This window comes from Janthinobacterium sp. EB271-G4-3-2, from assembly GCF_020858035.1.
Classification (GTDB): Bacteria; Pseudomonadota; Gammaproteobacteria; order Burkholderiales; family Burkholderiaceae_D; genus Janthinobacterium; species Janthinobacterium aestuarii.
This window is the reverse complement of the sequence record NZ_JACYMG010000001.1, coordinates 307,503-322,159: the sequence shown is the minus strand read 5'-3', so window position 1 is coordinate 322,159 and position 14,657 is coordinate 307,503. Positions and strand designations below refer to the sequence as shown.

Sequence of the window (14,657 nt, the reverse complement as noted above, 5' to 3'; positions counted from 1 at the left end):
CAAGCTCTTGCTATCCTGTAAAAAAATGACAGGAGCCCTGGATGAGCAAGACGCAGCCGAGCGATGCACAGCAAACAGTGGAACACGAGCGCCTGGGCAGCGCCTGGCAAGGCGGGCCGGCGCCCGGCTATCCGGAAAGCGCGCCGGAGGGCGCCACCCTGGACCTGTTGCTGAACGCCTGGCTGGGCAAGTTCACGGGCGGCATTTCGCCGGCCGCGCTGGGCAACGCCTATGCCGACTGGCTCGGCCACCTGGCGCTGGCGCCGTCGAAGCAGCAAACCCTGCAGGAAGAAGCCTGGAAGAAGATCGGCCGCTGGCAGCAATATGCCTTGCAATCGGCCATGGCCGGCGGCGCCTCAGAGCCGCCATGCATCGCGCCGCTGCCGCAGGACCGGCGCTTCGACGATCCGGCCTGGCGGCGCTGGCCGTACAACCTCGTCTACCAGGGTTTCTTGCTGCAGCAACAATGGTGGCACCGCGCCACCACGGGCGTGCGCGGCGTCGCGCCGCACCACGAGGATGTCGTCACGTTTACCGTGCGCCAGTGGCTCGACATGCTGGCGCCGTCGAACTTCATGCTGACCAATCCCGTGGTGCAGCAAGCGGCCCTCGAGAGCGGCGGCGCCAGCCTGGCGCGCGGCGCGCGGCACCTGGCCGAAGACTGGCGGCGCGCCGCCATGGGGCCGTATGCAGCCGACACGCGCCGCTACAAGGTGGGCGGGAACGTGGCCGTCACGCCGGGCAAGGTGGTCTACCGCAACGACTTGATCGAATTGATACAGTACGCGCCCACGACCGCCAAGGTGCATGCGACGCCCCTGCTGTTCGTGCCCGCGTGGATCATGAAGTTCTACATCCTCGACCTGTCGCCGCACAATTCGCTGGTGCGCTATCTGGTGGGCCAGGGCCACACGGTGTTCATGATTTCCTGGAAAAACCCCACGGAGGCAGACCGCGAGCTGTCGCTGGAAGACTACCGCCAGCTGGGCGTGATGGAGGCGCTCGACGCCGTTGTCCGCATCACGGGCGCGCCGCAGGTGCACGCGGCCGGCTACTGCCTGGGCGGCACCCTGCTGGCGATCGCCGCCGCCACGATGGCGCGCGACGGCGATGCGCGCCTGGCCAGCCTCACCATGCTGGCGTCGCAGGTGGACTTCAAGGAGCCGGGCGAACTGGCGCTGTTCATCGACGAGAGCCAGGTCAGCTTCCTGGAAGCGGCCATGTGGAAGCAGGGCTACCTCGATACGAAGCAAATGGCGGGCGCCTTCCAGCTGCTGCGCTCGAACGACCTGATCTGGTCGCGCCAGCTGCGCCATTATCTGCTGGGACAAGACGAGCAGGACAGCGACCTGATGGCCTGGAATGCGGATGCCACGCGCATGCCCTGCCGCATGCATTCGGAATACCTGCGCCGTCTGTTCCTGCACAACGACCTGGCCGAAGGCCGCTACCGCGCGGCGGGCCGCCACATCGCCCTGCCCGACATCGATGCCCCCATCTTTGCCGTCGGCACCTTGACGGACCACGTGGCGCCGTGGCGCTCCGTGTACAAGCTGCAGCTGCTGACCGACACGGACGTCACCTTCCTGCTCACCTCGGGCGGCCACAATGCGGGCGTCGTCTCGCCGCCGGGCCAGCCGCGCCGCAGCTACCAGCTGGCCACGCACCGCCACGACGCGCCCTACATCGACGCGGACAGCTGGCAGCGCGACGTGCCGCACCACGACGGTTCGTGGTGGCCCGCCTGGCAGGCGTGGCTGGCGCAGCACTCCGACGCGCAAGTGGCGCCGCCGCCCATGGGAGCTGCCCTGGGCGATGCGCCTGGCAGCTACGTGCTGCAAACCTGACCACCGACAACCAAACGACAACCGAGGAAAACGCCATGCCCTACACCACCCTGCTGGTCCACGTAGACAATTCCCGCCACTGCGCCCAGCGCATCCGCCTGGCCGTGCGCCTGGCCGTTGCCGAAGGCGCTCACCTGATCGGCTCGGCCATGAGCGGCATCTCGCGCTACGCGTATGGCGGCGGCGTCAACGCGCTGCAATTTGCGCCGGCGCAGATGCAGGCGCTGCGCTCCCAGGCCAGCGAGGCCTTGCACGACTTCGAGCGCATCGCCCGCGAGGAAGGCCTGGGAACCTACGAAACGCGCTTCGTCGACGACGACGCGCAAGGCGCGCTGCTGCTGCAGGCCCGTTATTGCGACTTGCTGATCCTGGGCCAGACGGATGCGCAGGATACGCCGTCGCGCGTCATCGCCGGCACGCCCGAATACCTGATGCTCCATTGCGGCCGGCCCGTGCTGATGGTGCCGCACGCCCCTTGCGCCGCGCCAGCGGGCATCGCGCAGCATCCGCTGCTGGCCTGGAACGGCAGCGCCGAAGCGCTGCGCGCCATCACCGATGCGCTGCCGCTGCTGCAAGGGGCGCGGCAGGTGACCCTGGCCGTCGTCAATTCGCACGCCCAGCCGGCCGCGCATGGCGAGCAGCCGGGCGCCGATCTGGCCCTGTACCTGGCGCGCCACGGCATCAACGTCGAGGTGGTGCAGCACGACACGCCGCCAGGCCAGGACGTGGGCACGGCCTTGCTGGCCATGGCGTCCCAGCGCAGCTGCGACCTGCTCGTGATGGGCTGCTACGGCCACATGCGCCTGCGCGAAGCGCTGCTGGGCGGCGTCACGCGCACGGTGCTGCAAGAGATGACGTTACCGGTGCTGGTGTCGCACTAGGCGCAGTGCGGTCATTTTTCATCATGATCTGACCATGTAATATGATTGGCAATCAATAACAAACTTGGCGAACGCATGTTCAGACACTATTTGACTTTCCACCTGGCCTTGGCTTTGGCAGCAAGCACTGGCGCCAGTTCTGCAAGCCCCGGCAATCACCTTGATACCGGCTGCTTTGTCAGCGCGGCAAAAGGCGGCGCCATGTGGGAAAACCGCCTTAAAATGGAAGAAAGTGGCCTGTTTCGCGTCGATTCAGGGGTGAAGAATGAAATCGAAGAACTCGCCAGCACATTTGGCGTTCGCGCGGACTTTGGTTTTATTAACGATCTGGATGGTGCGAATGCCTATGCCTCTCCGGGCCATGACGTCTATCGCGTCATGTTCGGGATCCGCATGCTGCACCGCATGAGCGGGACCTTGAACCCGGTCGAGGACAAAAAAATTCCGCAAAAATTCCCTGAAGTGTGGGAAGGGGCAATGGGCGGCGTCATCGCACATGAGTGGGCCCATGTATTGCAATTCAAACAGGGCCTGATATTTCCATCCCCCGTCACGCCATCGGAGCTACACGCGGACTTTCTGGCCGGCTGGTACATGGGGATGAAAGGCCAACGAATGAAAATTGCGTATGAAGAATTAAAGCAGGAATTTTTCGCCATGGGCGATACCAACTTCAACGATCGCGACCATCATGGTACGCCCGAGCAGCGCAGGCACGCCATGTCAAGCGGCTATGAACTGGCGACGTCCGGCATGCACGATGTACAACAAGCTTTTGACAAGGGAATGCGGCTATATGGTCTTTCAAAAAAATAAATGGCAACTGTCGCTGGCACTCATCGGCGCATTGAGCGTCGTTGTGCCGCATACGTATGCGGCGACGACCAGCGCATGTGAAGAAACCACCGTCGGCAGGCCCTTGAAGGGCTTTGAATTGCCGAAAAATGCCAGGAATTCCAATGACATCATTGCCGTGCTCGGAGCGCCGTTCTTCGCGACCTACCTGGCGGAAGAACGCAAAGACGTCCTGGTGTATGTGGACGGCTATTTTCGTGGCGAAAAAAAAGTGATGAACTCGGCCGACCCCACACTATATGAGGGATACTCAAGTTCGCAGGAAGGCTGTGGCGTGGCCTTGATATTCACTTTCTCGCCGGCAGGCATGGTGTTTAAAATGACGGCGTTGAAGATCGCCGACATGACCAAGGCGCATGCCAGCAAATTTGCGGATACGACGTGGGCAACCGCGGCAAAAGAATAGGCCATGTCGACAATCCGGAATGGCTCCGGATTGCCATGCCCGCCGCTCATCCCCGCATCACCGGTTTTTTAAAATCACGCCGCTCATGTATTGATTCAGATCGCGAAAATCCTTCACGCTCCAGGCGTGCGGCGCAATCTTGACGCCATTTTCTTTCAAGGTTTTCGGAATCAGGTCGCCATTCGGACGAAGGATGACCGACGAGACGATCACGCCGGGATAATCATTGAGCCGTTTCTTGAAAGCGGCGGTGGTCAGATCGGGGGTACGGGGATTGCTTTTATTCGCCAACGGCCCTGTTCCTCTGATTTCGGCTCCGTGGCACACGGCGCATCGCTGCATGTAGAGATTTTTTCCATTCACATTCTCCGCGAAGGAGGACGATGTGTGAAGCAGCGATAAAAGGCCCAGCGTAGCGGTGAATACTAATTTCATTGTCATGTAGTTTGTTATTGATATCAATCGGAGCTGCTTCAGGGCAAAACCCGGTGAGTGCCGCTGCAACGCTCCAGATCATATTTTAACCGGGATTGCTCATTCGATAAGCGATGCGTGCAGCCGGGGAACGGCCTACAATAACCAGGCTGGACACTGCGCGGCCGCCTGCTGACGGGCCGCGCGGCCTGTGTCGCACCCCGTCGGCGCCACCGCCACAAGGAGTATTCGCATGAGCAAGCAAGCCACCATCGTCCTCGTCCACGGTTTCTGGGGCGGCGCCGCCCACTGGAGCCGCGTCATTGTCGAATTGCGGCGCCACGGCCACACGGCCATCCGTGCCGTCGAACTGCCGTTGACGTCGCTGGCCGACGACGCCGAGCGCACGCGCAAAATGGTGGCGCAAGTCGATGGCCCGGTCTTGCTGGTAGGACACTCCTACGGCGGCGCCGTCATCAGCGTGGCCGGCAATACGCCGAATGTCGCGGGCCTCGTCTACATCGCCGCCTTCGCGCCCGACGCGGGCGAAAGCCCGGGCAGCATCACGCAGGAACACCCGCCCATCGGCGCGGCCAACCTCGAGGGCGACAGCGACGGCTATCTGTGGGTCAAGCCCGAGCAATACCATAACAGCTTTTGCCAGGACCTCGACGCGGAAGAAGGCGCCGTGCTGGGCGTGGTGCAGAAAGCGCCGCTGGCCAGCACCTTCGGCGACACCGTCAGCGACCCGGCCTGGAAGCACAAACCCAGCTGGTACCAGATTTCCAGCGCCGACCGCATGATTTCCCCCGTCAACCAGGAACGCATGGCGGCGCGCCTGAACGCCAGGAAGATCATCACGCTCAACGCCAGCCACGCCTCGCTGGCTTCGCGCCCCATCGAAGTGGCGGCGCTGATCCTCGAGGCGGCAGGCGCGGTGGCCGGCGGCTAAACCTGCTGGCTACAGCCACCCTTCGCGCTTCAGGCGCCGGTGCAGCCAGAAGCAGCCGGCGATGATGACGGCGATCACGGCCGGATAGCTGCCGCGCCACTTCAGTTCCGGCATGAATTCGAAGTTCATGCCGTACAGGCTGAAGACCATGGTGGGCACGGCCAGGATGGCGGCCCAGGCGGCCAGGCGCTTGACGACCTCGTTCTGGCGGATCGAGATTTGCCCCAGCGCCACCTGCATGGCCGAATTGACCAGTTCGCGCATCTGGCCCGCCGTGTGCGTGACCCGTTTGACGTGGTCGAGAATGTCGCGGTAATAGATGCGGTTTTCCTTGGGCACGATGTCGCCATGGAAACGGATCAGCTGGGTGCAGATATCGTGCAGGGGGTTGACTGCCGCGTCGAGCTTGAGCAGCTCCGTCTTGAGCTGGTAGAAATCCTGCAGCTTGTCTTCGGAGAGGCTGGGCTTGAACAGCTGCAGTTCGTAGTGCTGGAAGCGGGCCTGCAGATGGTCAATGCAGGGCTGGTACTGGTCGACGATGAAATCGATGATGGAATACAGCACGTAGCCGGGACCGCTGGCCAGCTTCTCGGGCACGCTTTCCTTGCGCTCGCGCAGCTTCGCATAACCGGCCGAGGGACCATGGCGCACCGTGATGATGAAACGGGGGCCGAGAAAGACGTGGGTTTCGCCGTAGACGATGGCCTCGCCGTCGAGGGTGGCCGTGTGCATGACCATGAACAGGGTGTCGCCGTACTCTTCCAGCTTGGGCCGCTCGTGCGCACCCTGCGCATCCTCGACGGCCAGTTCGTGCAAGCCGAAGGCCGATTGCAGCGCCTGCATGGCCGTGGCGTCGGGGCCGGCCATGCCGATCCACACGAAACAATCGGGGTCGCCGAGAAAGTCGCCCACCTTGTCGATGTCGAAGTGGGCGATCTTCCTGCCGTCGCGATACGCTTCGCAATTGACGACGGCGGCGTGGGTACTCAAGTCCATGGTGGTTTTCGGCTAGTGGCGGCAATATTGGGGGGCCAGTATAGCGGAAATGCCACGCCATCCATGCCAAAGCAGCTGGCACATTGACATTCAGGCACGCCAATGTAAAATGAGAACCATTCGCATTTAAGAAGAGCCTGCATGCGCCAGCGGCACGGGACTTCCGCGCCAACCTGGAGTGTGCCGTGACGTATGCCGTATCCCCTGCCGCCGATCCTGTCGCACTGCTGTATGGCCAGCATCATCCCTGGCTGCTGCGCTGGTTGCGTGGCAAATTGTCGTGCACCGATCACGCGGCCGATCTGGCGCAGGATACCTTCGTCAAGCTGCTGGCCACGCCCGGCGAACGCGCCGCCACCCTGCGCGAGCCGCGCGCCTACCTGACGACGGTGGCGCGCCGCCTGCTGATCGACCACTACCGCCGCCAGTCGCTGGAGCAAGCCTGGCTGGCCACCCTGGCGCAGCTGCCCGCGCCCGCCGCGCCATCGGCGGAGGAGCGTTTGCTGATCCTGGAAACGCTGCACCAGATCGATGCCATGCTCGACGGCCTCGGCGCGAAGGTGCGCACGGCCTTCCTGCTGTCGCAGCTGGAAGGCATGGCGTATGCGGACATCGCCGCGCGCCTGCATGTCAGCGAGCGCACCGTCAAGCGCTACATGGTGCAGGCGCTGACGCAATGCATCCTGCTGCTGGCCTGACATGGGCGCAACCCTCGATGCGCGCGCCGCGCGCGTGGCGGCGCACTGGATGATGCGTCTGCAAGGCGGCGAACTGGACGCTGATGCGCGGCAGGCACTGGCCCGCTGGCGCGCCGCCCACCCCGACCATGAAACGGCCTGGCAACGGGCCGAGCAGGTATGCCGCACCTTCGGCATGCTGCCACCGCCGCTGGCCATGCCTGTGCTCGACCGCCCGGCCGGCGCGCCGCGCCGCGCCGCCCTGAAAACCCTGGCCCTGCTGATCGCCGCCGGGCCGGCGGGCTGGTCCATGCTGAAAGTGCCGCCATGGCAGGCATGGACGGCGGACCTGCGCACGGCGACGGGCGAAATCCGCCATCTTGCCTTGCCCGACGGCAGCGCCCTGAGCCTGAACACGGCCAGCGCCGCCGACCTCGGTTTCAGCGACGCGCTGCGCCTGGTCCAGCTGCGCGCCGGCGAACTGCACGTGGCGACCAGCCCCGATCCGCTCCAGCGTCCGTTCATCGTGCGCACCAGCAACGGCAGCATCCGTGCCCTCGGCACGCGCTTCACGGTGCGCCAGGAAGACAGCCTGTTCGGCGCGCGCACGCAGGTGGCCGTTTCGCAGGGCGCCGTCGAAGTGCGGCCCGGGAAAAGCCTGCCCGTCATCGTGCAGGCGGGCTGGCAAGCCAGCTTCGACGAAGCGGCGGCCAGCGCGCCGCAGCCGCTGGCGCCGCATGCGTCCGCGTGGACCAAAGGATTGCTGTACGCGGACGACACGCCGCTGGCCGACGTGCTGGCGCAGCTGAGCCGCTACCGCCACGGCGTGGTGCGCTGCGACCCGGCCGTGGCGCGGCTGCGCGTGTCGGGCGTGTACCAATTGCATGATACGGATCAATTATTATCACTATTACAAGCATCGCTGCCCATCCGCGTGCAGCGCCACAGCCGCTGGTGGATTTCCGTCGAACCTGCATAACTATTTTAAAAAATAATGTCCCTTTCGCGCATGTGCCCCGTCAATCCACACAGGACCAACACATGAACGAAGGGAAACAAGCAATGAAGCATTACCGCAACACCAGCATGACCCTGGCCCTGTTGGGCAGCCTGGCCCTGACGCCGCCCGCATTCGCCCAGCATCAGGAAGCGCCCGCGCGCCACTACCAGGTGGCAGCCGGCCCCCTCAGTACCGCCCTGTCCGCCTTTGCGGCCGAGGCGGGCGTCAGCATTTCCGGCGCCGCCAGCCTGTACACGGGCTTGAACAGCCGGGGCTTGAGCGGCAATTACCAGGTGGCCGACGGCTTTGCCCGCCTGCTCGATGGCAGCGGCCTCATTGCCGTCGACCAGGGCGGCGGCAACTACGCCGTGCGCAAGCTGCCGTCCGCCAGCGAGGCAGCCACCCTGCCCGGCATCGCCGTGCGCGCCACGGCCGAGCGCAGCACCAGTACGGAAGGGACGCATTCGTACACGACGCCGGCCACGGCCAGCGCGACGGGACTGGTGCTGTCCTTGCGCGAGACGCCGCAATCGGTCAGCGTCATCACGCGCCAGCGCATGGATGACCAGGACTTGCTGACGGTGCGCGATGTGCTGCGCAACACGCCCGGCATCGCCGTCAACCAGTTCGACACGGAACGCAACACATTTTCCGCGCGCGGTTTCGACGTCGACAATTTCCAGTACGATGGCGTGCCTACCACCTATAAAGTGCAGTATTCGGGCGGCGAATCGGAAATGGATTCGCTGATCTACGACCGCGTGGAAGTGACACGGGGCGCCACGGGCTTGCTGACGGGCGCCGGCTACCCGTCCGCCTCGATCAACCTGGTGCGCAAGCGGGCCAGCGCCAGGCAGTTCGAGGGGCAATGGTCGCTGGCGGCCGGCTCCTGGAGCGATTACCGGGGCACCGTCGACCTGGCCGCGCCGCTGAACGCAGACGGCTCCGTGCGCGGCCGCGTGGCGGGCGCCTGGCAAGACCGCAAGTCGTTTACGAATGGCTATTCGAACCAGCGCCAGCTCGTCTACGCCACCGCCGAGGCGGACCTGGCGCCCGGCAGCGTGATCATGGTGGGCGCCAGCTACCAGAAGAACGATCCGAAAGGCAGCAACTGGGGCGGCTTCCCCCTGTGGTACAGCGACGGTTCGCGCACCGATTTCGACCGTTCCGTCACCACGGCGCCCCGCTGGGCCGCCTGGGCCACGGAGCAGACCAATGTGCACGCCACCTTGGAACACGCGCTGGGCCAGGGCTGGAAGGCGCAGGCGCAAGCCATGTACAGCAAGCACACGGAAGACACGCCGCTGCTGTTCCTGGCCGAGCGGCCCGACCGCATCACGGGCCTGGGCATGCTGGGCTACCCGAACCGCTACATCGGCTCGCGCGACCAGAGCAGCGCCGACGTGAAACTGTCCGGCCCGTTTACCCTGGGCGGACGCGAACATGAAGTCATCGTGGGCGCCAATTACACCGTGCAGCACGCGCAATTCAGCGTCAAGGAAGCGCTCGATCCCGAACCGATCGGCAATTTCCTCGCCTGGGATGGCAGCTACCCGCAGCCGGCCTGGGGCGAGCCCGTGCTGTCGGAAAAATACACGACGAAACAATACGGCGCGTATGGCGCGGCGCGCCTGAACCTGGCAGCGAACACCAAACTGATCGTCGGCGGACGCCTGAGCCGCTGGGACAAGGACCGCATCGGCTATGACGGCAGCGCCCGCTTCGCCTTCGCCAAGAGCAAGTTCGTGCCCTACGCGGGCGTGGTGGTGGACCTGAACGACACGTATTCCGCGTATGCCAGCTACACGGACATCTTTCGGCCGCAGGAAAACCAGGACCGCGCGGGCGCCTGGCTGGACCCGCTGACGGGACAAAGCATGGAAGTGGGCATGAAGGGAGAATGGGCCGGCGGCCAGGCCAACGGCTCCATCGGCCTCTTCGAGATCAAACAGGACAAGCTGGCCCAGCCCGACGGCGCACACCGGGTCCCCGGCACCACCACGCAAGCGTATTACGCGGCGCGCGGCGCCACCAGCCGCGGCATCGAGGGGGAATTGTCGGGCCGTTTGGCGCCGGGCTGGAACGTGACGGCCAGCGCCAGCCACTTCCGCGCCAAGGACCGCGAACAGCAGGATATCAACACCCTGTCGCCCCGCTCGACGGCGCGCCTGTTTACCACCTGGAAAGTACGACCCGACCTCACCGTGGGCGGCGGCGTCAACTGGCAAAGCAAGTTCTACTTTGACGATGCGGGCCCGAGCGGCAAGGAGCGCGTCACGCAGCAAGCCTACAGCACGGTCAGCCTGATGGCCACGTACCAGCTGTCACGCCAGCTGACGGCCCAGCTGAACGTGGAAAACGTGCTCGACAAGAAATACATCAACATCAACACCTATGCGCAAGGCACATATGGCGCGCCGCGCAGCGTGCGAGGGACCTTGACGTACCGGTTCTGATGCAAGCTGTACCGGCATAAACGCCAGGCGAGCGGTGGCAACGGCTGAAAAATTCCGTTGCCACAATTCGTCTTACTGGGTTCTTTCGTACATCACGCGCACTTCCACCCTGCGGTTCAAGGCATTGCACTGTTCCGTTTCATAGGAGGTAGTACTTGCCTCGACAGGGCATTTCACGCGCGGTTCCCGCGCACCCGCACCTTCCGAGGTAAATGTCAGGTTCTTTCCCTCCAGCGTCGTTCTGAGCACATTGACAATCGCCTCTGCACGCAACTCCGAAAGACGCTGGTTATCCACGCCTTTTCCTGTCAGGTTCCTGGAGAAAGGACGGGTGTCGCTGTGACCTCGTACCAGAATGTCACGCGGCGTACCCGATGCCAGAATGGCTGAGGCAAGAGCCCGCAGACGCGGTTGTGCCGTTGGCAACAATTGATCGCTGCCAGTCTTGAACAGCAAGTCGTTGGAAAGGTCGAAACAGGGATTCAGCGCAGGCCGGCTCTTGATGATGCGCATCGTGGCCGCGTCCAGGCGCAAGGTGGCAACCCGGAGAATGGTTGGCTCGGGGCTGAAAATGCCGACCTCCGGCTTCGTGCGTACACTGAACGCGACAAGCGACACGCCGCCAACGCCAGTCCACAAGACATCGGCATGATGTACCAGCAATCGCCCCCCGGCGCCCCTGCGGCAGTCAAGGATGGGGCGGCCGACGACTTCCGTGACGCGCTCGATTTCACCGAGCTCGCTATCGGGCACTTCGATGCTCACGTCGGGAATACGCACACCCAATAGCTGGAAAGCCATATGCACCATCTTCATGAACGGCCCGAAGAACAGCACGAGTACCAGCGGTGCCACGAACACTGCGGCAAGCTGCGCCAATCTGCGCTGCGGCTTCGGCTGCGCGCCTGCGACCGTGATACCCGCTTGCGTACCAGCCGTGCTTATAAAAAGGGTAAGAAAACCGGAACAAAAAAAGATCAGTATCAGCAAAAACAAGGAAGGTAGTGCGCCGGCGAAAGCAAAATGCAAGGACAGCAAAAAAAAGGAAAGCGATACTAGAAAATAGCCAACTCCACGCAGCCCGGCAGGAACGACAAACAGGGTCGCCTGCGCATGGGCGCCGCGCCGTCTGGCAACCCGCATTTCCAGCAAAGAAAGTAGTTTGAGCAACCACAGTGCAGACATGGCGCCGTATAACAAAAAGATACAGTACAGAAAACCGAACATCAGTGCCGCAAAGATAAAGAACACCACTTCGCCTGGCGTCAGGCCACTGGGGAAAAACTGAATGTCAAACAGATAGGTCAGCGTGACGATGGCACCCGCTGCAACGGCCAGTTTATATGTCAAGGTCGTCACGAGATCGAGGATCGCTATTTTCTTGCTCAGCGAATCGCTGCTGTACGTCGGGACAGGTGCTGCTCCTGGCGGGGGTCTTGGTATGATCACAGTATCGCCCTAATTTACGACAACTCGTTTGACGCGCTTGCACAGACAACAGACATTCTCATCACGCCTTTGGCAAAGGCTGGAATGACGGGTCCATCCATGCAAGTCTAGTGAGTCGTCACGCGGCTGTGCGGACATCGCAGTGAAGCTTGATACGGATTAAACAAGGATGATCGGGGTTGAACGACTCGGCGGCGCTACCCCGTCGACATGACCGCATTCAGGGCGCGCCGCAATTCCTTCAGCCGGGGCGGCTTGCCCAGCACGCAGTTGACGTGTTCGGGATAGTCGCTGTCGGCCGCCAGGCGCTGGCCCCAGCCCGTGAGCATGATGATGGGCGTGGCCGGCGAACACTGGTGCACGGCGCTGGCCACCTTGCGCCCGTCCACGTGGGGCATGCCCAGGTCCGTGATGACCACCTCGAAATCCTCGTGCCGGTCGCGCGCGGCCAGGAAACAGTCGATGCCGGCCTGGCCCCCGTCGGCGGACACCACGTCATGGCCATCGATTTCCAGGATGTCGCGCAGGGACTTGAGCACCATCGGGTCGTCGTCCACGACGAGGATGCGCAGGCGCGGCGGCACGGCGTGGGCCGCGTCGGGCACCGGCTCCCCCGCGTCCGCCGCGCAGGCGGGAAACGCCAGGCGCACCGCCGTGCCCTGCCCCGGCGCCGTGACGATATCGATGCTGGCGCCATGGCGCTCCATCATGCCGTACACCATGGCCAGGCCCAGGCCCGTGCCCCGCTCGCCCTTGGTGGTGAAAAACGGTTCCAGACAGCGGCGGCGCGTGTTCTCGTCCATGCCGACGCCCGTGTCGGCCACTTCGATCAGCACCTGGCGCGTCAGCTCGCCGGGCGCGCCCACGCTGGCCGTGCGCACGGTCAGGGTGCCGCCATCGGGCATGGCGTCGACGGCGTTGAAGACGAGGTTCGTCAGCGCTTCGCGCAGTTCGCCCACGCTGCCGGGCAGCATAGGCAGCCCGTCGGCCAGCTCCGTGCGCAGGGCGATGACGATGCCGCGCTGCTGCGGCATGTCGCTCCAGCGCGCGCGCGTCAGGTCCAGCACCTGCTGCACCACCAGGTTGGCATCGATGGGCGAGAGCGCCAGTTGCGGTTCGCGCTGGCGGTAGAATTCGCGCATGCGCGCCACGGTGGCGGCCACGTCGTCGATGGCGCGTTCGATCACTTCCAGGCAATGCCGGCCCTGCGGACTGAGACTGGTTTCCGTCTCCAGCAGCGATTCCGTGTACAGGGCCACGGGGGAAATGGCGTTGTTGATGTCATGCGCGATGCCGCTGGCCATCTGCCCCAGCGCGCGCAGGCGCTCCTGCTGCATCACCGACTGCTGCGTCTGGCGTAAATCGTCATACGCGCGCTGCAGCGCCCCGTAGAGCTGCGCCTGGTTGGCGGCCAGCGCCACGTGTTCGCTCAGCTGGCTGAGGAATTCGCACTCGCCGCTGGTAAAGCTGTTTGCGGCGCGGCGCGCCACGATCAGGATGCCGAAGACCGTGTTTTCGGCCAGCAGCGGCGCCATGACGAGGGCGCGCAGTCCCCCTTGCGCCAGGCGCTGCGGAAACGGAAACGCCACCCCGGCGATGTCGGCTTCATATACGAGCTTGCCGCGCACGCAGCTCGACAGGCCATTCTCGTCGATGGGAATGTGCGCGTGTTCGCTCATCATGAACGACTGCGCCAGCGCCTCGCTGCGCACGCCCACGCACGTCACCTGCAGCGCGTGCTGCGACGGTTCGTACAGGCAGATGCAGCTGAAATCGATGGGCAGCTGCTCTTCCAGGCTGCGCACCACCACCTGGAAGATGCTGCGCAAGTCCTGCCGCTCGCCGATCGAGCGCGTGATCTGCTGCAGCAGATTCAGGCGCTCGAGCTGTTCATGCACCTTGCGCTCGGCCAGCTGGCGTTCGGCGATCTGCGTTTCCAGCGCGGCATTCGTGTGCGCCAGCTCGTCGCGCGAGACGGTGGTGCGGCGCAGCTTTTCCGTCATGCCGTCGAAGGCGCGCGCCAGGTCGCCGATTTCATTCTTGGTGTGCACGCCGAGCGAAAAGTCCAGCTTGCCGGCGCCGACGATCAGGGTACCCTGGCGCAGTTTTTCCAGCGGTCCCGTGACGCTGGTCATGGTGAAGTAAATCAGGCCGGCCACCAGCGCGATGATCATGCCGCCAAACAGCACCACGGCCACGTTGGCCCGCTGCTGCGCCTCCAGCACGCCTTGCCGGCTCAATTCGGACAGCCGCATCGCCTCCGAAATCATGCCCTGCACCTTGCCCATGATCTGGCCGGACAGGCGCGACTCCAGTTCATCCAGCACTTCGCGCCGCTGCGGGTCCTGCCCCAGCTCGCGGTGGTTCGCGACAAACAGGTGGAACAGGCCGCCCACGCCGGCCAGGTCGCCCTGCAATTGCAGCAGCAGCGCGCGCTCCTCGTCCGTGCTGAAGGCGGGCGTGGCAAGCAGGCCCGAAGACAGCGATTCGCTGCGCAGCTGCCACTGGGCCCGCGTGCGCTCGCCATGGTGCAGCGCATATTCGATCGACAGGTAGCGCAGCGACGTGACGGCTTGCAGGATATCGGCCGCCGCCTTGTTCTTCGCCAGTTCGCGCTGCATCGCCATGGTGGTGGAAAACAGCATGGCGACGATAATGGCCACGAGCACCACGCAAAACAGTTCGGCCAGCTTGAAACGCGTTACGATTTTCACGGTGGCCTTC

The 14,657-nt window shown here is 64.0% G+C and carries 12 protein-coding genes; 8 read left to right on the top strand and 4 right to left on the bottom strand.

The window, feature by feature from the left end; genetic code table 11:
• Positions 1-41: 41 nt before the first annotated feature.
• The 4 genes from IGS55_RS01345 (at position 42) to IGS55_RS01330 (ending at position 3,989) form a co-directional block, all read left to right on the top strand.
• Positions 42-1,847 (top strand): PHA/PHB synthase family protein, encoded by a 1,806-nt coding sequence (locus IGS55_RS01345; RefSeq protein ID WP_230516510.1) that lies wholly within the window; start codon positions 42-44, stop codon positions 1,845-1,847.
• 35 nt (positions 1,848-1,882) lie between these two features.
• Positions 1,883-2,728 carry a universal stress protein gene (locus IGS55_RS01340; protein ID WP_230516511.1) on the top strand — a complete coding sequence of 282 codons (846 nt, stop codon included), beginning with the start codon at positions 1,883-1,885 and terminating at the stop codon, positions 2,726-2,728.
• Between the two features lie 75 nt (positions 2,729-2,803).
• Positions 2,804-3,544, top strand: coding sequence for a hypothetical protein (locus IGS55_RS01335; protein WP_230516512.1), 741 nt, complete (start codon positions 2,804-2,806; stop codon positions 3,542-3,544).
• A complete protein-coding gene (locus IGS55_RS01330) occupies positions 3,525-3,989 on the top strand; it encodes a hypothetical protein (RefSeq protein ID WP_230516513.1) in 465 nt (154 codons plus the stop codon). Before IGS55_RS01335 ends, IGS55_RS01330 begins: the two co-directional genes overlap by 20 nt.
• Before the next feature lie 57 nt (positions 3,990-4,046).
• On the opposite strand, the gene IGS55_RS01325 is transcribed toward IGS55_RS01330, so the two are convergent.
• Complete coding sequence (locus IGS55_RS01325; protein ID WP_217494666.1) at positions 4,047-4,424, bottom strand: c-type cytochrome; 378 nt, start codon at positions 4,422-4,424, stop codon at positions 4,047-4,049.
• A 232-nt stretch (positions 4,425-4,656) separates the two neighbouring features.
• Between IGS55_RS01325 and IGS55_RS01320 the strand changes: the two genes are divergently transcribed.
• Positions 4,657-5,355: an alpha/beta hydrolase gene (locus IGS55_RS01320; RefSeq protein ID WP_230516514.1), complete on the top strand. Its 699-nt coding sequence runs from the start codon at positions 4,657-4,659 to the stop codon at positions 5,353-5,355.
• Between the two features lie 9 nt (positions 5,356-5,364).
• On the opposite strand, the gene corA is transcribed toward IGS55_RS01320, so the two are convergent.
• Positions 5,365-6,351 (bottom strand): magnesium/cobalt transporter CorA, encoded by a 987-nt coding sequence (corA, locus tag IGS55_RS01315; RefSeq protein WP_230516515.1) that lies wholly within the window; start codon positions 6,349-6,351, stop codon positions 5,365-5,367.
• 185 nt (positions 6,352-6,536) lie between these two features.
• On the opposite strand from corA, the gene IGS55_RS01310 reads away from it, so the two are divergent.
• The 3 genes from IGS55_RS01310 (at position 6,537) to IGS55_RS01300 (ending at position 10,484) form a co-directional block, all read left to right on the top strand.
• Entirely contained in the window at positions 6,537-7,049 is a 513-nt protein-coding gene (locus tag IGS55_RS01310; protein WP_230516516.1) for a sigma-70 family RNA polymerase sigma factor, read from the top strand.
• A 1-nt stretch (position 7,050) separates the two neighbouring features.
• Positions 7,051-8,007: a FecR domain-containing protein gene (locus IGS55_RS01305; RefSeq protein ID WP_230516517.1), complete on the top strand. Its 957-nt coding sequence runs from the start codon at positions 7,051-7,053 to the stop codon at positions 8,005-8,007.
• Positions 8,008-8,069: 62 nt separating this feature from the next.
• On the top strand, positions 8,070-10,484 hold the full coding sequence (locus IGS55_RS01300) for a TonB-dependent siderophore receptor (RefSeq protein WP_230516518.1): 2,415 nt from the start codon (positions 8,070-8,072) through the stop codon (positions 10,482-10,484).
• Between the two features lie 72 nt (positions 10,485-10,556).
• On the opposite strand, the gene IGS55_RS01295 is transcribed toward IGS55_RS01300, so the two are convergent.
• Positions 10,557-11,834 (bottom strand): OmpA family protein, encoded by a 1,278-nt coding sequence (locus IGS55_RS01295; RefSeq protein ID WP_230516519.1) that lies wholly within the window; start codon positions 11,832-11,834, stop codon positions 10,557-10,559.
• Between the two features lie 296 nt (positions 11,835-12,130).
• Positions 12,131-14,647: an ATP-binding protein gene (locus IGS55_RS01290; protein ID WP_230516520.1), complete on the bottom strand. Its 2,517-nt coding sequence runs from the start codon at positions 14,645-14,647 to the stop codon at positions 12,131-12,133.
• Positions 14,648-14,657: the final 10 nt, after the last annotated feature.

Coding starts and splice junctions, on each gene's coding strand:
- IGS55_RS01345 (WP_230516510.1), top strand. CDS start 42: ATGAGCAAGACGCAGCCGAGCGATGCACAGCAAACAGTGGAACACGAG.
- IGS55_RS01340 (WP_230516511.1), top strand. CDS start 1,883: ATGCCCTACACCACCCTGCTGGTCCACGTAGACAATTCCCGCCACTGC.
- IGS55_RS01335 (WP_230516512.1), top strand. CDS start 2,804: ATGTTCAGACACTATTTGACTTTCCACCTGGCCTTGGCTTTGGCAGCA.
- IGS55_RS01330 (WP_230516513.1), top strand. CDS start 3,525: ATGGTCTTTCAAAAAAATAAATGGCAACTGTCGCTGGCACTCATCGGC.
- IGS55_RS01325 (WP_217494666.1), bottom strand. CDS start 4,424: ATGAAATTAGTATTCACCGCTACGCTGGGCCTTTTATCGCTGCTTCAC.
- IGS55_RS01320 (WP_230516514.1), top strand. CDS start 4,657: ATGAGCAAGCAAGCCACCATCGTCCTCGTCCACGGTTTCTGGGGCGGC.
- corA (WP_230516515.1), bottom strand. CDS start 6,351: ATGGACTTGAGTACCCACGCCGCCGTCGTCAATTGCGAAGCGTATCGC.
- IGS55_RS01305 (WP_230516517.1), top strand. CDS start 7,051: ATGGGCGCAACCCTCGATGCGCGCGCCGCGCGCGTGGCGGCGCACTGG.
- IGS55_RS01300 (WP_230516518.1), top strand. CDS start 8,070: ATGAACGAAGGGAAACAAGCAATGAAGCATTACCGCAACACCAGCATG.